This window comes from Roseateles rivi (assembly GCF_043555845.1).
Taxonomy (GTDB): Bacteria; Pseudomonadota; Gammaproteobacteria; order Burkholderiales; family Burkholderiaceae_C; genus Roseateles; species Roseateles rivi.
Window position 1 is genome coordinate 198965 of the sequence record NZ_JBIGHZ010000005.1, and the last position, 18612, is coordinate 217576.

Consider the following 18612-nt stretch of genomic DNA (forward strand, 5'->3'; position numbering starts at 1 on the left):
GCCCAGCATCCGTGATTGCCCTGAGAAGTCGAGACAAGACTGGGAAAGTACACGCTGCCGTTGGGCGTGACTTCTGACCAGGCCTGCACGCAACAAGCCCGCCATCACTTTACAAATCTAAGCATTCCGTGCGGCATTCGCCCCTACAGTTTCTGGCACTGACTGGCTTGCTCTCGCGCCGCCAGTCCTGCGTTACTTGGCCAACTCCATGAGGTCCAACATGAAACACTTTGCCGCAACGCTAGCGCTGTGCAGCGCCCTGCTGACTGCCGCACTCTTGAGCGCCTGTGGTGGTGGCGGTAGCACTGCCGCCCCCGCACAGCCTTCGCCTGCCACACCGGAGCCGGCAGCCATCACCGCCCTGGAAGGCACCGTCACGGGCTTTGGTAGTGTCGTCATCGATGGCGTGCGCTACGACGACAGCCGCACCACCGTGGGCTTTGCCCACAAGGCGGATGCCCTGACCGCCGCCTCGCTCGGCGAGCTGCGCACAGGCATGCGAGTCAGCGCCAGCCTGGGCAGCGACGGCTTGCTCAACGCCCTGACCGTGAACTTTGCAATGGTGGGCACAGTGGATGCGGTGAATGCGACCCAAGGCAACCTGCGCGTGTTCGGGCAAGCCATCAACGTCGTCAGCAGCGGGCAGCTGCCCACGCAGTACGAGGGCTTTACAGGCCTCAATCAGCTGGTGGTGGGCGACTTGGTGCGTGTGGCGGGTACTGTGGCCGCAGACGGCAGCGTGACGGCCACACGCATCGAGCGCCGCGCCAAAGACGGCACCGAAGTCTTCCGCCTCAGCGGCATGGTGCGCGACGTGGACGGCAGCGCCAAAACCTTTGGCCTGGTGGGCAATAGCAGCGTGGTGGTGGACTACGCCAAAGCCAGCTTGCTGCCCGCAGGCGCCAGCATTGCCAACGGCACCCGCGTCAGCGTCATCGCCCTGAGCAGCCCCAGCACCAGCGGTGGCCGCACCGTGTTGCAAGCCAGCCAGGTGGATGTGCATAAAGGCAAACCCACAGAGGGCGCCAGCTTGGCCGCAGGCGGCGTGATCTCGCAGTTCCTAAGCCTTTCGGCCTTTTATATCGGCGATGTGGCGGTCGACGCCAGCAAGGCAGCATTGACCGATGGCACCACAGCGGCCGATATCGCCAACGGTGCGCAGGCCGTGGCCAGCGGCACCGTGGTCAACGGCGTACTGGTGGCCAACAAGCTCAAGGTCTTCAAGCAAGACACAGCCATCAAAGCCCTGCTCATCGGCCAGATCAGCGACTTTGTCAGCCTCTCTCAGTTCAGCGTGCGCGGCACGACGGTGGACGGCTCCCAAGCTCGTTTTGTGCGCGGCCAAGCCAGTGACTTGGCGCTGGGCACCTGGGTGCAGATCAGCGGCGCCATCACCGCCAACGGCGTCCAGGCCAAGGACATCACAGTCACCACGCCACCGGCGGACAAGCCCGCGCGCTTGGCAGGTGCGCTCAGCGCCGTCAATGCCGCGGCACGCCAATTCACCCTGCTGGGCGTGCCCGTGCAATGGGGTGAGAGCACCCGCTTCTTGCCCAGCGGCAAGTCAGCCGCCGACCTCAGCGTGGGCGCCATGCTGGTGGTGGAAGGCAGCTACTCGGCCAGCAGCGCTACGCTGTTGGCCAGCTCCATCACCGTGGCATCACCCCTACCGACTGAACGCACGGTGGGCTTGAGCGGTGTGATCTCCGAAGTTGGCACCAACAGCTTCAAGCTTGGCAGCTACACCGTAGCCCTCTCCAGCACCACCCGCGTCGAAGGCCCGAGCAATTCCTTGGCCGATTTGGTCAGCGGCAAGCGCGTCGAAGTCAAAGCCAGCGCCAGCTTGGTCAACGGGCAGGTCAGCCTGACGGCGCTCAAGATTGAGGTGGAAGATGGCAAAAACACCCAAGGCATGAGCTACGCCAGCGGCTTGATTGCGGACTTTGCGAGCCCGGCGCAGTTCACCGTGAACGGACAGCGCGTCGATGCCAGTGCGGCCAGCGTGGTGGTCAAAGACGGCACGCTGAGCCAACTCGCCAATGGCGTGAAGGTCTCCATCAAGGGCCAGATGAGCAACGGCGTGCTGGTCGCCGCCGTCATCCACATCCAGCCGGGTTGATGGCGAAAAAGCGCCCCCGCACATCAAGCCGGGGGCGCTGTAGCAGGGCGCTTAGCGCCCTGCTTTCATGCGCGCGACGATGTCGCCGCAGCGCGCCAGCAAAGCGCCGCTGTCGATGGTGGTGAGTTCGCGATTGCGCAGCAACTGGCGACCAGCCACCCACACGTCGCTGACGTGCTCGCGCCCAGCCACATACACCAGCTGCGCGTCTGCGTGGTAGACAGGCTGGCACTCCAGCGCGCCCAGCGACACAGCCACCACATCAGCCAGCTTGCCCACTTCCAGGGTGCCCAAATCGTCGGCACGGCCCATGGCGCGCGCCGCGCGCACAGTGGCCATCTCCAGCGCGGTGCGGGCGTTGACCGTGAGCGGGTCCCCGGTCACACCCTTAGCCAGCAGCGCTGCCGCACGCACTTCGGCAAACATGTCCTGGCGGTTGTTGGACGCCGCGCCATCCGTACCCAACACGGTGTTGACGCCCGCGGCTTCCAGCGCCTTGAGCGGCGCCACACCCGAGGCCAGCTTGAGATTGGAGCTCGGGTTGTGCACCAGGTGCACGCCCTGCTGTGCCACGAGCTGAATCTCGGCTTCGTTCAGGTGCACCATGTGCACGGCCATCATGCGCGAGTTCAGCAGGCCCAGCTTGTGCAGGCGCTCCAGCGGGCGCACGCCGTGCTGCTTGAGGCTGCCGTCAATCTCGTCTTGCGTCTCGTGAATGTGGCAGTGCAGCTGCAAATCCAGCCGCTCCGCCAGCTCGCGCAGCTTCACAAAAGTCTCGTCCGACACCGTGTAGGGCGCGTGCGGTGCGCTGGTCCAGTCCAGCAAGGCTTCGCCCTTGTACTGCTCGTATGCAGCGAGGCCCTTGGCAATGTAGTCATCCGGCCCGCTGGCATAGCCCGTGGGGAAGTCGATGACGTTGATGGACACGCCCGCACGAATGCCGCTGTCCACCGCCGCACGTGCCATGGCCGTGGGGAAGAAATACATGTCATTCAGGTAGGTCACGCCGCCACGGATGGCCTCAGCTGCGGACAGCAGCGAGCCCTGATAGACCCAGTCTTCACTCACCCACTGACGCTCCAGCGGCCAGATGTGGTTGTTGAGCCAGTCCATCAAAGCCAGGTCGTCCGCCACGCCGCGCAGCAGGCTCATGGCCGAGTGCGTGTGGGCATTGATCAGACCGGGAATCAGTACGTGGTCGGGCAGCTCCACGCGCTGGGCATCGGCGTAGCGCGCCAGCGCCTCATCGCGAGGCAGCACCGCAGCAATACGCTGCCCTTGCATCACCAGCGCATGCTGCTCCAGCACCGGACAGCCTGGGGTCATGGTGATAAGCCAACGTGGCATAAGCACGCAAACAGCTTGTGTCATGTACATATCTCCTAAAAATGGCGGCGCGACCTGGGCGGCCGCACGCACCAAAGCAGCTATTGGAACGGTCAGCACTCCATTCCATCAAGCCGCTTTTTGAAACAAACGCGGTGCTGTCGCCGCGCATCCGCATGCCCCGCATCCATGGCGTCTACGGGCAAAAATGCTGTCAAAAACACAAAGCCCTCGGCCGCAGGGACGAGGGCTTTGTGTGCAGCCAAGGCCACCCAATGCTGGAGCAAGGGCCCCAGCCGCGAGCGCAGCCTCAAGCCATCAACGCTGAGCCAAAGGCGTGACGTTGCGGGGAGCGGCACCAACGAAGAGCTGGCGCGGACGGCCGATCTTGTACTCGGGGTCGCTGATCATTTCGTTGAGCTGGGCAATCCAACCCACGGTACGAGCCAGAGCGAAGATGGCCGTGAACAGCGGCACCGGGATGCCGATGGCGCGCTGCACGATGCCCGAGTAGAAGTCCACGTTCGGGTAGAGCTTGCGGGCGACGAAGTATTCGTCTTCCAACGCAATCTTCTCCAGCGACATGGCCAGCTTGAACAGCGGGTCGTCATGCAGACCCAGCTCGCTCAGCACCTCGTGGCAGGTTTCGCGCATGAGCTTGGCGCGCGGGTCGTAGTTCTTGTAGACCCGGTGACCAAAGCCCATCAGCTTGACGTTGCTGTTCTTGTCCTTGACCTGCTTGATGAACTCGCCGATCTTGGCTTCGCCACCCATTTGTTGGATTTCGGCCAGCATATTGAGGCAGGCCTCGTTGGCACCACCGTGCGCCGGGCCCCACAGGCAAGCCACGCCAGCGGCGATGGCAGCAAAGGGGTTGGTGCCCGAGGAGCCGCACAGACGCACGGTCGACGTGGAGGCGTTTTGCTCGTGGTCGGCATGCAGCGTGAAGATGCGGTCCATGGCACGCACCAGCACCTCGTTGGGCTTGTACTCCTCGCAGGGCGTGGCGAACATCATGCGCATGAAGTTGCCAGCGTAGGACAGGTCGTTCTTCGGGTAGATGTAGGGCTGCCCGATGGTGTACTTGTAAGCCATGGCCACCAGGGTGGGCATCTTGGCAATCAAGCGAATCGCCGCAATCTTGCGGTGCTCGGGATTATTGATGTCGGTGCTGTCGTGATAGAAGGCCGACATCGCGCCCACCAAGCCGGTCATCACGGCCATGGGGTGAGCATCGCGGCGGAAGCCGCGCAGGAAGAATTGCATCTGCTCATTCACCATGGTGTGGTGCATGACGCTGTGCTCGAACTCGGCCTTTTGCGACTCGTTGGGCAGTTCGCCGTTGAGCAGCAGATAACAGACTTCCAGGTAGTCACACGACACCGCCAGCTGCTCGATGGGGTAGCCGCGGTAGAGCAGCTCACCCTTGTCGCCATCGATGTAGGTGATGGTGGAGTTGCACGAAGCCGTCGAGAGGAAGCCGGGGTCGTAAGTGAACTTGCCCGTCTGAGCGTAAAGCTTGCGGATATCGATCACGTCCGGACCGATGCTGCCCTTGTAGAGGGGCAGATCCATGCTGGGGCTGCCGTCCGAGAACGACAGGGTGGCTTTGACGTCAGAGGGGGTCATAAGCTTTCCTTTTGACTACGGGTGAAATGGTGGTTGGCTTTTGGCTGCGATCAGGCTGGAGTTTTGAGCATGCCCAAAACCTCCAGCACCTCCGGGCGCGTCAGTTCGCCCTCGGGCTGCTTGCGCTGCAGCAGCAAGTCCAACAAGTCGTTATCGGACAAATCCATCAGCTGGCGCAGCCCTTCGGCTTGAAATGCGGTCAAACTGCCTTCGTAGCGCTTGAAAAAACGCTCAATGAACAAATCGTTCTCAAGCAAGCCGCGGCGGCAGCGCCACTTCAGCTTGGAGAGCGCCCGCTCATCGACCAGGGTGTGTACATCGGCAGTCATGACATTCATCACACGGCGCGGCGAACCATCAATTCCTTGATCTTGCCAATGGCCTTGGTGGGGTTCAAACCCTTGGGGCAGACATCGACGCAGTTCATGATGGTGTGGCAGCGGAACAAACGGTAGGGGTCTTCAAGGTTGTCCAGGCGCTCGCTGGTGGCTTGGTCGCGGCTGTCCGCAATGAAGCGGTAGGCCTGCAACAAACCGGCAGGACCCACGAACTTGTCGGGGTTCCACCAGAAGCTGGGGCAGCTCGTCGAGCAGCTCGCGCACAAGATGCATTCGTACAGACCATCGAGCTCTTCGCGCTCTTGAGGCGACTGCGGACGCTCCTTCTCGGGCGGCGGCGTGTCGTTGATCAAGAAAGGCTTGATCGAGTGGTACTGCTTGAAGAACTGCGTCATGTCGACGATCAGGTCGCGCACCACGGGCAGGCCCGGCAGGGGCTTGAGCACCACGGTTTGCGGCAGCGAGCGCATATTCGTCAAGCAAGCAAGACCGTTCTTGCCGTTGATGTTCATGGCGTCGGAGCCGCACACGCCTTCGCGGCAGGAGCGACGGAAGCTCAGGGTGGGGTCCACCGCTTTGAGCTTGACCAGGGCGTCCAGCAACATGCGTTCGTTCCCATCGAGTTCGATCTCGATGGTCTGCATATAGGGCTTGGCATCCTTGTCCGGGTCGTAGCGGTAGATCTGGAAAGTTCGCTTTTGGCTCATATTCAATACCTCGACTCGACGCTCAGAACGTACGGACCTTGGGGGGCACGGATTCAACCGTCAGTGGCTTGAGGTTCACGGGCTTGTAGTCCAGCCGGTTACCCTCGGAATACCACAGCGTGTGCTTCATCCAGTTCGCGTCATCGCGGTTGGGGTAGTCGTTGTGAGCGTGGGCGCCACGGGACTCGGGGCGCGCCGCCGCCGAGGTCATGGTGGCCTTGGCCGCCTCGATGAGGTTTTCGACTTCCAGCGCCTCAACACGTGCCGTGTTGAAGATCTTGGATTTGTCCTTCAGGCCAATGCTCTTGACGCGCTCGGCAACTTCCATGATCTTCTGCACACCCTCCTCCATGCTGGCTTGGGTGCGGAACACACCGGCGTGCTTTTGCATGGTGGCGCGGATGTCGTTGGCCACGTCCTGGGCGTATTCGCCGTTGGTGGTCGAATCCAAGCGTGCCAGACGCTCCAAGGTGCGGTCGGCCGCGTCCTTGGGCAGGTCTTTGTGCTCGCGGTTCTTGAGGTTGAACTCGACGATGTGGCGGCCCGCCGCGCGGCCAAACACCACCAAGTCCAGCAGCGAGTTGGTGCCCAGGCGGTTGGCGCCGTGCACCGACACGCAGGAGCACTCGCCCACGGCGTAGAGGCCGTTGATGATGTCGTTGTGCTTGCCGTTGTTGGGCACGACCACCTGACCGTGGATATTGGTCGGGATGCCACCCATCTGGTAGTGAATGGTCGGCACCACAGGAATGGGTTCCTTGGTGATGTCGACGTTGGCGAAGTTGTGGCCAATCTCGTACACCGAGGGCAGACGCTTCATGATCGTCTCGGCACCCAGGTGGGTCATATCCAGCAGCACATAGTCCTTGTTGGGACCGCAGCCGCGACCTTCCTTGATTTCCTGGTCCATGGAGCGAGACACAAAGTCACGCGGGGCCAAGTCCTTCAGGGTCGGCGCATAACGCTCCATGAAGCGCTCGCCGTTGGCGTTGCGCAAAATCGCCCCCTCACCGCGGCAGCCTTCGGTCAGCAGCACGCCCGCGCCGGCCACGCCGGTGGGGTGGAACTGCCAGAACTCCATGTCTTCGAGCGGAATGCCCGCGCGCGCGGCCATGCCCAGACCGTCGCCGGTGTTGATGAAGGCGTTGGTCGAAGCCGCGTAGATGCGGCCCGCACCGCCCGTGGCCATCAGCACGGTCTTGGCCTGCAGGATGTGCACTTCGCCGGTTTCCATTTCCAGCGCCGTCACGCCCACCACGTCACCTTCGGCGTCGCGGATCAGGTCCAGGGCCATCCACTCCACGAAGAACTGGGTCTTGGCTTTGACGTTTTGTTGGTAGAGCGTGTGCAGCAGCGCGTGGCCGGTGCGGTCAGCCGCAGCACAAGCGCGTTGCACAGGCTTTTCGCCGTAGTTGGCGGTGTGACCACCGAAGGGGCGCTGATAAATGCTGCCGTCGGGATTGCGGTCAAACGGCATGCCAAAGTGCTCAAGCTCGTAGACGACCTTGGGCGCTTCGCGGCACATGAACTCGATGGCGTCTTGGTCGCCCAGCCAGTCTGAGCCCTTGACGGTGTCGAAGAAGTGATAGTGCCAGTTGTCTTCGGACATATTGCCCAGGCTCGCACCGATGCCGCCTTGAGCGGCCACGGTGTGGGAGCGCGTGGGAAAGACCTTAGAGAGCACGGCCACGTTAAGGCCAGCCAGCGACAACTGCAGCGAGGCGCGCATGCCGGAGCCACCAGCGCCGATGATCACCACATCAAATCTGCGCTTGGGCAGCGAGGTTCCTACTTGCATTTCTTAAAGCCTCCAGATCACTTGGATCGCCCAACCCGCGCAACCCAGCAGCCAAACCAGTGTGAACACGTGCAGCGCCAGGCGCAGGCCCACCGATTTGACGTAGTCCATCCAAATATCACGCACACCCACCCAGGCGTGATAAGCCAGGGACAGGATCAGCGTGAAGGTCAGGAATTTCATCCACTGCCGGTCAAAGATGCCGGCCCACAGCTCGTAGCCCAGGGGCTCAGCGGTGAACAGGACTTGAACCAACAGCACGATGGTGAACAGGGCCATCAGCACGGCGGTAGCGCGTTGCGCCAACCAGTCGCGCAGCCCGTAGTGCGCACCGACTACCGTGCGCTTGGAGCCATAAGTACTCATAACTTGGGTTGCCTCGTCTTGAAATCAGGACTGGGGTTGCCTGAGAAAACTCAATACAGACCAAACAGCTTGGCGCCCAGAGCCAAGGTCAAAACCACACCCAGCACGAGGGTGATGACGGCGCTCGAACGCCCCTGCTCTTTGCTGACGCTGTGGGTGGCGTCCATCCAGAGGTGGCGCACGCCCGCGATGAAGTGGTGCAAATAGGCCCAGATCAGACCCAGCGCCACGAGTTTGACCGCCCAGCCTGGCACAAAGCCACAGCCCGCGACAAAGACGTTGGTGAACGCATCGAAAGAGATTTCCGAGCTGACGCTGTTGTCAAACATCCAAACCACGAAGGGCAACAGCAGAAACATCAGCATGCCGCTGGCGCGGTGCAGGATGGAAACAATGCCAGCTGGAGGCAGCCGGTATGCCAGGATCTGCGTCACGTGGATGTTGCGATAGACCGCGCGCGGTCTTGGCGTGTCCTTGGTGATGTCCGTCATGTCAGACCTTGAGTGGTGTTAAACCTAAAGATTTTATTGCAATGCAACAGCTGTAAGTGACACAGCTTTGCCCCTTTTTGTCCAGTCACAGCGCATTTCAATTCAATTCATTCCGATAAAAATGCCGCGCCGTGCTGTAGAAGCCGCGTCGCAGCTCCACTGGCTTGTCTGCGTAGGTGTAGGACAGACGCTCCACGCTCAAGAGCGGCACTCCCTGGGGCTGAAGCAACAAGGCCGCAGTCTCCTCGTCAGCCGCCACAGCCCGAATGCGCTCCTGGGCACGAATCATTTGCACCCCAAAGCGCGTCTCAAGCAAACCATAAAACGGCCCTTTGTGGGCCATCAGCATCTCTGTATTCAAACCCTTGAAGAGCGCGCCGGGCAGCCAAATGTCGTCAAGCACGACGGGCGTGCCCGCACCGCGCTCCTGCTCAGCCCCTGGCACCTCGCGCAGCAGGCGGCGAATCTCGATCACGCCATCGCCGCTGCGCAACTGCAGCGCCTTGGCCACCCAGCCCGGCGCGCGCAGCCGGCGGCACTCCAGCAACTCTCGCTCCAGCAGCGGCACGCCACCCTCGTCAGCCATCAGGCGCAAAAACCGGTATTGCTGACGCTGCTCGGCGTGCGTGGCCACAAACGTGCCCCGCCCCTGTCGGCGCACCAGCAGGTTCTCAGCGGCGAGCTCATCCACGGCCTTTCGCACTGTGCCCTGGCTCACGCCCAGGCGCGCAGCCAGCTCCATTTCGCTGGGAATGAGTTCACCCGGGCGCCACTCACACGACTGCAAGCTCGCCACGATGCGCGCTTTGACTTGGCGGTACAGCGGCGCAAAGGCCAAGCCTCGCTCGGCCGCCTCGCCCGCCATGGACTCTGGCAGACCTGCAGCGGACACAGGCAAAGACTTGGGCGGGCGCGTGGCTGGCATGGTGGGCAGAATTGCAGCACAGGCCAAGCGTGCTGTCCAAACATTCACAGGATGTCTTATATAAGACACAAGACCGTCAGCACAACGCAAAGCTTGCGCTATAGGCTCACTAAAGCGCCAACAACGCCCGCAATGCACACTTGGCGCGAGGCCGCTTGCCCTACACTTGCCGCGCTGCGTGCGGCGCCACATTTGGGCGGGCGCTGCGATCGCCACAAGTTTTTTAGCCCCTCTCTCGGAGACTCTGATGAGCAAGAAACCCGTTCGCGTCGCCGTTACTGGCGCCGCTGGTCAGATTGGCTATGCGCTGCTGTTTCGCATCGCCTCTGGCGAAATGCTGGGCAAAGACCAGCCCGTGATCCTGCAGCTGCTGGAGATCCCCGACGAAAAGGCGCAAAACGCGCTCAAGGGCGTGATCATGGAGCTGGAAGATTGCGCCTTCCCGCTGCTGGCTGGCATTGAAGCCCACAGCGACCCCATGACTGCCTTCAAGGACACCGACTACGCCCTGCTGGTCGGCGCCCGTCCCCGCGGCCCCGGTATGGAGCGCGCCGACCTGCTGGCCGCCAACGCTCAAATCTTCACGGCCCAGGGCAAGGCGCTCAACGCCGTGGCCTCGCGCAATGTGAAGGTACTGGTGGTGGGCAACCCCGCCAACACCAACGCCTACATCGCCATGAAGTCGGCGCCGGACCTGCCGGCCAAGAACTTCACCGCCATGCTGCGCCTGGACCACAACCGTGCCGCCAGCCAGATCGCTACCAAGACCGGCAAGGCTGTGGGCTCGATCGAGAAACTGGCCGTGTGGGGCAACCACTCGCCCACCATGTACGCGGACTACCGCTTTGCCACCATCGACGGTCAAAGCGTCAAGGCTCTGATCAACGACGAAGTGTGGAACCGTGACGTGTTCCTGCCCACCGTGGGCAAGCGCGGCGCAGCCATCATTGCGGCACGCGGCCTGTCCTCCGCCGCCTCGGCTGCCAACGCCGCCATCGACCACATGCGCGACTGGGCACTGGGCACCAACGGCAAGTGGGTGACCATGGGCATCCCCAGCAACGGCGAATACGGCATCCCCAAGGAAACCATGTTCGGCTACCCCGTGACCTGTGCCAATGGCGAATACAAAATCGTCGAAGGCCTGGAAATCGACGCCTTCAGCCAAGAGTGCATCAACAAGACTCTGGCTGAGCTCGAAGGCGAGAAAGACGGCGTCAAGCATCTGCTGTGAGCCCCAAGCGCCAGCCGGCGCTTGAGCGACACTCCAAAGGGTTGGCTCTCGCCAGCCCTTTTTTATTGCCTCATGCCATGACCGCACCCCAGCACCCCCATCAAGCCCTGTTCGAGGACCAAGCCTCACAAATCGCGCTCCCGGTGGTCGACCACTACTGCGGCGTCGAAGCCCGCATGCGCAAGAGCTTGGAGCTGCAAGCCCAGATGGGGCCTGTGTTTGATGTGACACTGGACTGCGAAGATGGCGCGCCCGTGGGCGGCGAAGCTGAGCACATGCTGATGGTGCTGAGCTTGCTCAACAGTGCGCACAACGCCCATGGCCGCGTGGGCGTGCGCGTTCACCCCTGGGGGCACGCTGCATTTGAGGCCGACGTCGAGGCGCTATGCGCACACGCGCAGCGCTGCGCTTACGTCATGGTGCCCAAGCCCCAGAGCCTGCAGGACGTGCAGCGCGCCGCTGACTGGATTGACGCCACCCTGCGGCGCCACGGCCTGCAGCCGCAAAGTCTGCCCATTCACACCCTCATCGAGACCCACGGCGCACTGCGGGATGTGCAAGCCATTGCCGCGCATCCGCGCATTGAGTCACTGTCCTTTGGCCTGATGGACTTTGTCTCGGCCCACGGTGGCGCCATTCCTCAGTACGCCATGACCGCGCACGGCCAGTTCACCCACCCGTTGGTGGTGCGCGCCAAGCTGGAATTGGCGGCGGCGGCGCACTGCTGGGGCAAAACACCTTCGCACTGCGTGGTGACGGAGTTCAAAAACACCGCCGCCCTGCAAGCAGCTGCCGAGCGCGCTGCTCGCGAGTTTGGCTACACGCGCATGTGGAGCATTCACCCCCAACAGATTCAGCCCATTCTGGACGCGTTTGCGCCCAGTGCAGCCGAGGTGGACCAGGCCATCGACATCCTGATGGCAGCACAAGCCGCCCACTGGGCCCCCATCCAGCACCGCGACACCCTGCACGACCGCGCCAGCTACCGCTACTTCTGGCAAGTTCTGCAGCGCGCACATCGCACTGGGCAAGATCTGCCGCAAGAAGTGCGTCAGGCGTTTTTTGCAGCCGATTGACACAACTTGGCCGCAAACCCTGATCTGCGCCGGGCTCGGCTGAGCAGACAATTGGCCCACTCCCCTTTTGTCTCAATACAAATCGAAAAGACAGGTACGTTTATGAGCATGACCACCCACCGTTTGTGTCTGGCAATAGCACTGACCCTGGGCCTGCAAGCTGAGACTGCCCTCGCGGCCAACACCCCCAGCCCATCGACCCAAGCCACAAAGAGCAGTGAAAAGCGCAGCGCCAGCAAAACCCGCAACACCAAGACCGCAACACCGGCCGCGCGCGTCGAGGAACTGCCCTTGAGCGACGCTCAGCTGGCCGTGGCCCCGCACGTGGCTCACGGCGAAGCGCACTGCGAGTTCAACCAAAAAGTACTCATCACACCCAACCCCAACAAGGCTGGGCACTTCAAGCTGCAGTTTGGCAAGCAGACTTACAACATGACCCCTGAGCCCACCAGCACAGGCGCCGTGCGCCTGGAGGACAAACATGCTGGCGTGGTGTGGTTGCAAATTCCGGCCAAAAGCATGTTGATGAACACCAAAGTCGGCCAGCGCTTGGTCGACAGTTGCGTCAATGAAGAACAAAAGTCTTTTGCCGCGGCCATGGCTGCTGAAGCCGCCAGCGCGCCAGGCACTGGACTTGGCATCACACAGCCACAGTAAGGCCCTTGCCCCGCACAATCCAAAGGCCCGCTTGCGGGCCTTTTTCACGCCCACAGTCAAACCTGAGCGTTTTGCTTGGACCTCTTCGGTACGTATAATGAATGCATACTTTTCGAGCCATACCGGAGAGGCAATGAGCACAACACCGGAGCGCATCATGGAAGCCACCGTGGCAGAGCGGGGGCAAATCACGCTGCCCAAGGCCGTGCGTGATGCGCTGGGCTTGACCAAAGGCACCACGCTGAAAGTCGAGCTTGATGGTGCGCGCATCATCTTGCGCAAAAACGTTGACGACGCCATCTCCCGCGCGCGGGGCCGCTTCAAGCTGGATGGCTTTAGCGATGTGGACCAAGCCATGCGCGCCGTGCGCGGCCGCGCCCCCAACGACCCCATGGAGTCCTGAAACCCGTGATCGCCATCGATTCCTCGGTGCTGGTGGATTTGCTCTCAGGCAGTGCGCGGGCCGATATGGCCGAAGCGGCGCTGCGCGAAGCGCTCACCCGTGGCCCCGTGGTGGTGTGCGATGTAGTGGTGGCCGAGGTCTGCGCCGCGCTGCACGGCGGCGACGAAGCCATGCAGGTGCTCGAAGACATGGGCATACGCTACAGCCCGCTCGAACAAAAAGCCGCGGTGCGCGCCGGTGAAATGCAACGCCGCCACCGCAGTCGCCAAGCGGCAGACCGCCGCGCCTCGCCCGATTTCCTCGTTGGTGCCCATGCCCTGTTGCAATGCAATGGACTGATCACCGCCGACGAGTCGTTTTTCAAAACCTATTTCAAAGGGTTGAAACTCATACGGCCCAGTCTTTGAGCCCGAGCCACAACCCGCCCTCAGCCACTCAGGAGCTAGTCATGCTGCAAGCCTACCGCCAACACGTTGCCGAGCGCGCCGCGCTGGGCATTCCTCCCCTGCCCTTGGATGCCAAGCAGGTGGAGGCCCTGATCGAGCTGATCAAAAACCCGCCCGCGGGTGAAGACGCCTTTCTGGTTGATTTGCTCACCCACCGCGTGCCCCCGGGCGTGGACGACGCCGCCAAGGTCAAGGCCTCGTTCCTGGCCGCCGTAGCCCATGGCGACATCAGCGTGGCGCTGATCTCCAAGGCCAAGGCCACCGAGCTGCTGGGCACCATGGTGGGCGGCTACAACGTGCATCCGCTGATCGAGCTGCTGGACGACGCCGAAGTCGCTGGCGTGGCCGCTGAGGGTCTGAAGAAGACCCTGCTGATGTTCGACTACTTCAACGATGTGGCCGCCAAGGCCAAGGCCGGCAATGCCTGGGCCAAGCAAGTGATGCAAAGCTGGGCCGACGGCGAGTGGTTCACCTCGCGTCCCGAAGTCGAGAAGAAGATCACCGTCACCGTCTTCAAGGTGCCCGGCGAAACCAATACCGACGACCTTTCGCCCGCCCCCGACGCCTGGAGCCGCCCGGACATCCCGCTGCACTACCTGGCCATGCTGAAGAACACCCGTCCCGACGCGGCCTTCAAGCCCGAGGAAGACGGCAAGCGCGGCCCGATGCAGTTCATCGAGGACCTCAAGAAAAAGGGCAACCTCGTGGCCTATGTGGGCGACGTGGTCGGCACCGGCTCCAGCCGCAAATCCGCCACCAACTCGGTGATCTGGGCCACCGGCCAAGACATCCCCTTTGTGCCCAACAAGCGCTTTGGCGGCGTGACCCTGGGCGGCAAGATCGCCCCCATCTTCTTCAACACGCAAGAAGACTCCGGCTCCCTGCCCATCGAGGTGGATGTGAGCAAGCTAGAGATGGGCGACGTCATCGACGTGCTGCCCTATGACGGCAAGCTGGTGAAGAACGGCCAGACCGTGGCCGAGTTCAAGCTCAAGAGCGATGTGCTGTTCGACGAAGTGCGCGCTGGCGGCCGCATCAACCTGATCATCGGCCGCTCGCTGACCGCCAAGGCGCGCGAGTTCCTGGGCCTGTCCGCCTCCACCCTGTTCCGCCTGCCCCAGCCCCCTGCCGAATCCAAGGCCGGCTTCACCCTGGCGCAGAAGATGGTCGGCCGCGCAGTCGGCCTGCCTGAAGGCCAGGGCGTGCGCCCGGGCACCTACTGCGAGCCCAAGATGACGACCGTGGGTTCGCAAGACACCACCGGCCCCATGACCCGCGACGAGCTGAAGGACCTGGCCTGCCTGGGCTTCTCGGCCGACCTGGTGATGCAGAGCTTCTGCCACACCGCCGCCTACCCCAAGCCCGTAGACGTCAAGACCCACCGCGAGCTGCCTGCCTTCATCTCCAACCGCGGCGGCGTGGCCCTGCGTCCGGGCGACGGCGTGATCCACAGCTGGCTGAACCGCCTGCTGCTGCCCGACACCGTGGGCACCGGCGGTGACTCGCACACCCGCTTCCCCATCGGCATCTCCTTCCCGGCCGGTTCCGGTCTGGTGGCCTTCGGCGCCGCCACGGGCGTGATGCCCCTGGACATGCCCGAGTCGGTGCTGGTGCGCTTCAAGGGCGAGCTGCAGCCCGGCGTCACCCTGCGTGACCTGGTGCATGCCATTCCGCTCTATGCCATCAAGGCCGGTCTGCTGACCGTGGCCAAGGCCGGCAAGAAGAATGTGTTCTCGGGTCGCATCCTGGAAATCGAAGGTCTGCCCGACCTGAAGGTGGAGCAAGCGTTTGAGCTGAGCGACGCCTCAGCCGAGCGCTCGGCCGCTGGCTGCACCATCAAGCTCAACCCCGAGCCGATCAAGGAATACCTCACCAGCAACATCGTGCTGATGAAGAACATGATCGCCGACGGTTATGCCGACGCCAAGACCCTGCAGCGCCGCATCGAGAAGGTCGAAGCCTGGCTGGCCAAGCCCGAGCTGCTGCAAGCCGACAAGGACGCCGAGTACGCTGCTGTGATCGAGATCGATCTGGCCGACATCAAGGAACCCATCGTCTGCTGCCCCAACGACCCGGACGACGCCAAGTTCCTCTCCGAAGTGGCCGGCACCAAGATCGATGAAGCCTTCATCGGTTCGTGCATGACCAATATCGGTCACTTCCGCGCCGCAGCCAAGCTGCTGGGCGGCCAGCGCGACATCCCGGTCAAGCTGTGGGTCGCCCCGCCGACCAAGATGGACCAGAGCGAGCTGATCAAGGAAGGCCATTACGCCGCCTTCGGCACCGCCGGTGCGCGCACCGAAATGCCGGGCTGCTCGCTGTGCATGGGCAACCAGGCGCAGGTCCGCGAAGGCGCCACCGTGATCTCCACCTCCACCCGCAACTTCCCCAACCGTCTGGGCAAGAACACCAATGTATTCCTGGGCTCGGCCGAGCTGGCAGCCATTGCCTCGCGCCTGGGCCGCCTGCCGACCAAGGAGGAGTACCTCAAGGAGATGGGCGTGATCGACGCCGACAAGGCCAGCGTCTACCGCTACATGAACTTCGACCAGATCGAAGAGTACGCCGACGTGGCCAAGGGCGTGAACGCCTGAACGAAGCGGCCCATGCCGCTTTGAGCACCCAAGCAGCCCGCCACCTCGGCGGGCTTTTTTGTGCCCGCAGCATCGACTTCGCCACTGGTATTCCCGCAGCCTGGTCATGTTGCACTGCAGTAGAGTGGCTCACATGTCCACTCCCCCTGCACCCTAGGTGTTGGACCTTGTGCCATGCGAACCCCTCTACTGGCCTTCACGTTGTTTTGCTGCTCGCTGACTGCCGCGCTGGGCGCTGAGTCAGCCATGGAATTGAAAACGCCAACGGGTAGCCTCTTTGGCACCCTGAGTGAACCCGAGACTGGTGCGCCTGCACCGGTGGTCCTGATCATCGCGGGCTCGGGCCCTACCGACCGAAACGGCAACGGGCCGGTCGCGCAACTGCAGTCCAACAACCTGAAGCAACTCGCGGATGCGCTGTCCAGCGCTGGCATTGCCTCGGTGCGCTATGACAAGCGGGGTGTGGCAGAAAGCGTTGCAGCAGCCACCGCCGAAGCCGACCTGCGCTTTGACCATTTTGTGCGCGACGCTGCGGACTGGCTGGCCATGCTGGGCACCGACAAACGTTTCAGCCGCGTGGGTGTGATCGGTCACAGCGAGGGCGCATTGATTGCCACCATGGCCGCCCAGACCCAGCGCTCACTCAGTGCCTTGGTTCTGATCGCCGGCGCGGGCGAGAGCGCAGGGGCGACACTGCGGCGCCAGTTGGCGGGGCGGCTCCCCGCCACGCTTGCGGCACGCAACGAAGAAGTGCTCAAAACCCTGGAGCAAGGCAAAACAGTCCCAGACGCTCCGCCCGAACTGGCCGCACTCTACCGCCCCTCAGTCCAACCCTATCTGATATCGTGGATCAAGATTCAACCGGAGCAGGAGCTGGCCAAAACCAAAGCCCCCTGCCTGATCCTCCAAGGGGATACGGACATTCAGGTGCAAGTCAGTGATGCCAAACGGCTCAGCGCCGCTCAGTCACGCTGCCAACTGAGCATCGTGACAGGCATGAACCATGTGTTGAAACAGGTCGAGGCCGATCCACAGCAGCAAATGGCCTCCTATGGCAACCCATCCCTGCCCTTGGCACCTGAGTTCACACGCGTACTGGTGGACTTTTTGGCGCGGGCCCTGGGCAAGCGCTGACGTCGACTCACCCCTATGCAACTCTTCTTCATCCAACGTCCAGGCATATCGGACCGCCTGACCTTGTTTCGTGCGAGGATGGCAGACACCACCAGCGAGAACACCGCTGATCATCACGCTGCAGGCGCTTGAAGCCGAAAGCGAGTCGGGCAGTAACCAGCGCTTGATCCAGCTCTACCAAGGCCACGGCTACAGCTTGGTCGACCACGGCCCAATGGTTTAACTGGCACGCCCATGGTGCAACTGGGCAAGGTTCTGGCCCACGTATGAAGCGCCGAACAAGCTGCGCAGGCCGCGGGCCTGCAGTTGCGCCAGCACGTGGAAATGCCAGCCAACAATCTCTTGCTGTGCTGGCAACACGTCGATGTGTGATGAATTAGCGCTGCGGGCGTGGCCGCAGCGGGGGCGCTGCAGCCGTGCAGCGCCACAAGTGCTTCAGCGGCGCTGATAGCCTTGATTGGGCGTGGGCGCGCGGCGCTCCAGATGCCGGAAGGTGATGCGACCTTTGGAGAGGTCGTAAGCCGACAGCTCCAGGGTCACGCTGTCGCCAGCCAGGATGCGGATGTGATGCTTGCGCATCTTGCCGCCGGTGTACGCGATCACCACATGGCCGTTTTCAAGCTTCACTCTGAACCGGGAGTCGGGCAAAACCTCGTCCACAGTACCGCGCATCTCGATGAGTTCTTCTTTGGCCATGTGACCCTTTGGTAAGGAAAGCTCCCGGTCGGTGCCGACCAAGACCTCTCATGGTGGTGCCCTGTTCGAAAGGCTGGCGCCGTCAATGCTGGGTGGCCCAAGCAACGCCTTCGCCTGCTGCGAAACGCAGGGCTGATTCCGAGCAGGGGAAGCGCTGTTCGAACCGCCAAACGCGGTCCGTGCTGGCCATCCCTCTTCCGGAGCGGATAGACACCGAAGCGACGAATCGACCGTCAGCTTCGGAATGAGTCATGGGTGAGACAGTGAAGCGCCCCACCTCAATGCTGTTGTTATGCATATGGCTTGAGGTGTGCGCCTTGATCGGCGAGAACCGTCTTGGCGCGGTTTTGGGCCGGGCCTTGAGGCCCGGATGCTGCGGCTTGCAGCTTGTGCTTACAGAACGCGGATGTTGGAGGCTTGGGGACCCTTGGGGCCGTCCTTCACCTCGAACTCAACGCGCGCGCCTTCGGCCAAGGTGCGGAAGCCGCCGTTGTTGCGGATTTCGCTTTGGTGGGCGAACAGGTCCTTGGAGCCATCAGCCGGGGCGATGAAGCCAAAGCCCTTGCTGTCGTTGAACCATTTCACGGTACCGGACTGAGTTGTCATGGTGTTTCCTTGATAAATAGGGATAGATGAAGAAGGGACTCCGAGCACGCGAATGCGTTACGGAGAC

At 62.5% G+C, this 18612-nt stretch carries 18 protein-coding genes and 1 pseudogene; 9 read left to right on the top strand and 10 right to left on the bottom strand.

Features of this window, described 5'->3' with window-relative positions:
- Positions 1 to 220: 220 nt before the first annotated feature.
- Positions 221 to 2119: a DUF5666 domain-containing protein gene (locus ACG0Z6_RS13605; protein WP_394462271.1), complete on the top strand. Its 1899-nt coding sequence runs from the start codon at positions 221 to 223 to the stop codon at positions 2117 to 2119.
- A gap of 51 nt (positions 2120 to 2170) precedes the next feature.
- Here the strand turns inward: ACG0Z6_RS13605 and ACG0Z6_RS13610 are convergent, their stop codons facing one another.
- The 8 genes from ACG0Z6_RS13610 to ACG0Z6_RS13645 form a co-directional block, all read right to left on the bottom strand.
- Positions 2171 to 3496, bottom strand: a complete 1326-nt coding sequence (locus ACG0Z6_RS13610) for a TRZ/ATZ family hydrolase (RefSeq protein ID WP_394462273.1) — start codon at positions 3494 to 3496, stop codon at positions 2171 to 2173.
- Positions 3497 to 3763: 267 nt separating this feature from the next.
- Positions 3764 to 5074, bottom strand: coding sequence for a citrate synthase (gene gltA, locus ACG0Z6_RS13615; RefSeq protein ID WP_394462275.1), 1311 nt, complete (start codon positions 5072 to 5074; stop codon positions 3764 to 3766).
- Positions 5075 to 5124: 50 nt separating this feature from the next.
- Positions 5125 to 5412: an FAD assembly factor SdhE gene (locus tag ACG0Z6_RS13620; protein ID WP_394462276.1), complete on the bottom strand. Its 288-nt coding sequence runs from the start codon at positions 5410 to 5412 to the stop codon at positions 5125 to 5127.
- Positions 5412 to 6119 carry a succinate dehydrogenase iron-sulfur subunit gene (locus tag ACG0Z6_RS13625; RefSeq protein WP_394462278.1) on the bottom strand — a complete coding sequence of 236 codons (708 nt, stop codon included), beginning with the start codon at positions 6117 to 6119 and terminating at the stop codon, positions 5412 to 5414. Before ACG0Z6_RS13625 ends, ACG0Z6_RS13620 begins: the two co-directional genes overlap by 1 nt.
- A gap of 22 nt (positions 6120 to 6141) precedes the next feature.
- Complete coding sequence (sdhA, locus tag ACG0Z6_RS13630) at positions 6142 to 7917, bottom strand: succinate dehydrogenase flavoprotein subunit (RefSeq protein ID WP_394462280.1); 1776 nt, start codon at positions 7915 to 7917, stop codon at positions 6142 to 6144.
- A gap of 3 nt (positions 7918 to 7920) precedes the next feature.
- On the bottom strand, positions 7921 to 8283 hold the full coding sequence (gene sdhD, locus ACG0Z6_RS13635; protein WP_394462282.1) for a succinate dehydrogenase, hydrophobic membrane anchor protein: 363 nt from the start codon (positions 8281 to 8283) through the stop codon (positions 7921 to 7923).
- Positions 8284 to 8333: 50 nt separating this feature from the next.
- Positions 8334 to 8774 carry a succinate dehydrogenase, cytochrome b556 subunit gene (sdhC, locus tag ACG0Z6_RS13640; protein WP_394462284.1) on the bottom strand — a complete coding sequence of 147 codons (441 nt, stop codon included), beginning with the start codon at positions 8772 to 8774 and terminating at the stop codon, positions 8334 to 8336.
- Positions 8775 to 8871: 97 nt separating this feature from the next.
- Entirely contained in the window at positions 8872 to 9699 is an 828-nt protein-coding gene (locus tag ACG0Z6_RS13645; RefSeq protein WP_394462286.1) for a GntR family transcriptional regulator, read from the bottom strand.
- Positions 9700 to 9946: 247 nt separating this feature from the next.
- On the opposite strand from ACG0Z6_RS13645, the gene ACG0Z6_RS13650 reads away from it, so the two are divergent.
- The 8 genes and pseudogenes from ACG0Z6_RS13650 to ACG0Z6_RS13685 form a co-directional block, all read left to right on the top strand.
- A complete protein-coding gene (locus ACG0Z6_RS13650; protein WP_394462288.1) occupies positions 9947 to 10933 on the top strand; it encodes a malate dehydrogenase in 987 nt (328 codons plus the stop codon).
- Positions 10934 to 11010: 77 nt separating this feature from the next.
- Positions 11011 to 12009: an HpcH/HpaI aldolase/citrate lyase family protein gene (locus tag ACG0Z6_RS13655; RefSeq protein WP_394462290.1), complete on the top strand. Its 999-nt coding sequence runs from the start codon at positions 11011 to 11013 to the stop codon at positions 12007 to 12009.
- A 102-nt stretch (positions 12010 to 12111) separates the two neighbouring features.
- Complete coding sequence (locus ACG0Z6_RS13660) at positions 12112 to 12666, top strand: hypothetical protein (protein WP_394462292.1); 555 nt, start codon at positions 12112 to 12114, stop codon at positions 12664 to 12666.
- Between the two features lie 133 nt (positions 12667 to 12799).
- Positions 12800 to 13069 (top strand): AbrB/MazE/SpoVT family DNA-binding domain-containing protein, encoded by a 270-nt coding sequence (locus ACG0Z6_RS13665; protein ID WP_394462294.1) that lies wholly within the window; start codon positions 12800 to 12802, stop codon positions 13067 to 13069.
- Positions 13070 to 13074: 5 nt separating this feature from the next.
- Entirely contained in the window at positions 13075 to 13476 is a 402-nt protein-coding gene (locus tag ACG0Z6_RS13670) for a type II toxin-antitoxin system VapC family toxin (RefSeq protein WP_394462296.1), read from the top strand.
- Between the two features lie 41 nt (positions 13477 to 13517).
- On the top strand, positions 13518 to 16109 hold the full coding sequence (gene acnB, locus ACG0Z6_RS13675) for a bifunctional aconitate hydratase 2/2-methylisocitrate dehydratase (RefSeq protein WP_394462298.1): 2592 nt from the start codon (positions 13518 to 13520) through the stop codon (positions 16107 to 16109).
- A 174-nt stretch (positions 16110 to 16283) separates the two neighbouring features.
- Positions 16284 to 17243, top strand: coding sequence for an alpha/beta hydrolase (locus tag ACG0Z6_RS13680; RefSeq protein WP_394462300.1), 960 nt, complete (start codon positions 16284 to 16286; stop codon positions 17241 to 17243).
- A 288-nt stretch (positions 17244 to 17531) separates the two neighbouring features.
- Positions 17532 to 17615: pseudogene (locus tag ACG0Z6_RS13685) on the top strand (hypothetical protein); the annotation flags it as partial.
- A 63-nt stretch (positions 17616 to 17678) separates the two neighbouring features.
- On the opposite strand, the gene infA reads toward ACG0Z6_RS13685, so the two are convergent.
- On the bottom strand, positions 17679 to 17939 hold the full coding sequence (gene infA / locus ACG0Z6_RS13690) for a translation initiation factor IF-1 (RefSeq protein ID WP_394462869.1): 261 nt from the start codon (positions 17937 to 17939) through the stop codon (positions 17679 to 17681).
- Between the two features lie 393 nt (positions 17940 to 18332).
- Positions 18333 to 18545, bottom strand: coding sequence for a cold-shock protein (locus tag ACG0Z6_RS13695; protein WP_394462302.1), 213 nt, complete (start codon positions 18543 to 18545; stop codon positions 18333 to 18335).
- Positions 18546 to 18612 lie beyond the last annotated feature (67 nt).

Bases quoted from the DNA above. Each gene is read 5' to 3' on its own strand.
- ACG0Z6_RS13605 (WP_394462271.1), top strand. From the start codon at position 221: ATGAAACACTTTGCCGCAACGCTAGCGCTGTGCAGCGCCCTGCTGACT.
- ACG0Z6_RS13610 (WP_394462273.1), bottom strand. From the start codon at position 3,496: ATGTACATGACACAAGCTGTTTGCGTGCTTATGCCACGTTGGCTTATC.
- gltA (WP_394462275.1), bottom strand. From the start codon at position 5,074: ATGACCCCCTCTGACGTCAAAGCCACCCTGTCGTTCTCGGACGGCAGC.
- ACG0Z6_RS13620 (WP_394462276.1), bottom strand. From the start codon at position 5,412: ATGAATGTCATGACTGCCGATGTACACACCCTGGTCGATGAGCGGGCG.
- ACG0Z6_RS13625 (WP_394462278.1), bottom strand. From the start codon at position 6,119: ATGAGCCAAAAGCGAACTTTCCAGATCTACCGCTACGACCCGGACAAG.
- sdhA (WP_394462280.1), bottom strand. From the start codon at position 7,917: ATGCAAGTAGGAACCTCGCTGCCCAAGCGCAGATTTGATGTGGTGATC.
- sdhD (WP_394462282.1), bottom strand. From the start codon at position 8,283: ATGAGTACTTATGGCTCCAAGCGCACGGTAGTCGGTGCGCACTACGGG.
- sdhC (WP_394462284.1), bottom strand. From the start codon at position 8,774: ATGACGGACATCACCAAGGACACGCCAAGACCGCGCGCGGTCTATCGC.
- ACG0Z6_RS13645 (WP_394462286.1), bottom strand. From the start codon at position 9,699: ATGCCAGCCACGCGCCCGCCCAAGTCTTTGCCTGTGTCCGCTGCAGGT.
- ACG0Z6_RS13650 (WP_394462288.1), top strand. From the start codon at position 9,947: ATGAGCAAGAAACCCGTTCGCGTCGCCGTTACTGGCGCCGCTGGTCAG.
- ACG0Z6_RS13655 (WP_394462290.1), top strand. From the start codon at position 11,011: ATGACCGCACCCCAGCACCCCCATCAAGCCCTGTTCGAGGACCAAGCC.
- ACG0Z6_RS13660 (WP_394462292.1), top strand. From the start codon at position 12,112: ATGAGCATGACCACCCACCGTTTGTGTCTGGCAATAGCACTGACCCTG.
- ACG0Z6_RS13665 (WP_394462294.1), top strand. From the start codon at position 12,800: ATGAGCACAACACCGGAGCGCATCATGGAAGCCACCGTGGCAGAGCGG.
- acnB (WP_394462298.1), top strand. From the start codon at position 13,518: ATGCTGCAAGCCTACCGCCAACACGTTGCCGAGCGCGCCGCGCTGGGC.
- ACG0Z6_RS13680 (WP_394462300.1), top strand. From the start codon at position 16,284: ATGCGAACCCCTCTACTGGCCTTCACGTTGTTTTGCTGCTCGCTGACT.
- infA (WP_394462869.1), bottom strand. From the start codon at position 17,939: ATGGCCAAAGAAGAACTCATCGAGATGCGCGGTACTGTGGACGAGGTT.
- ACG0Z6_RS13695 (WP_394462302.1), bottom strand. From the start codon at position 18,545: ATGACAACTCAGTCCGGTACCGTGAAATGGTTCAACGACAGCAAGGGC.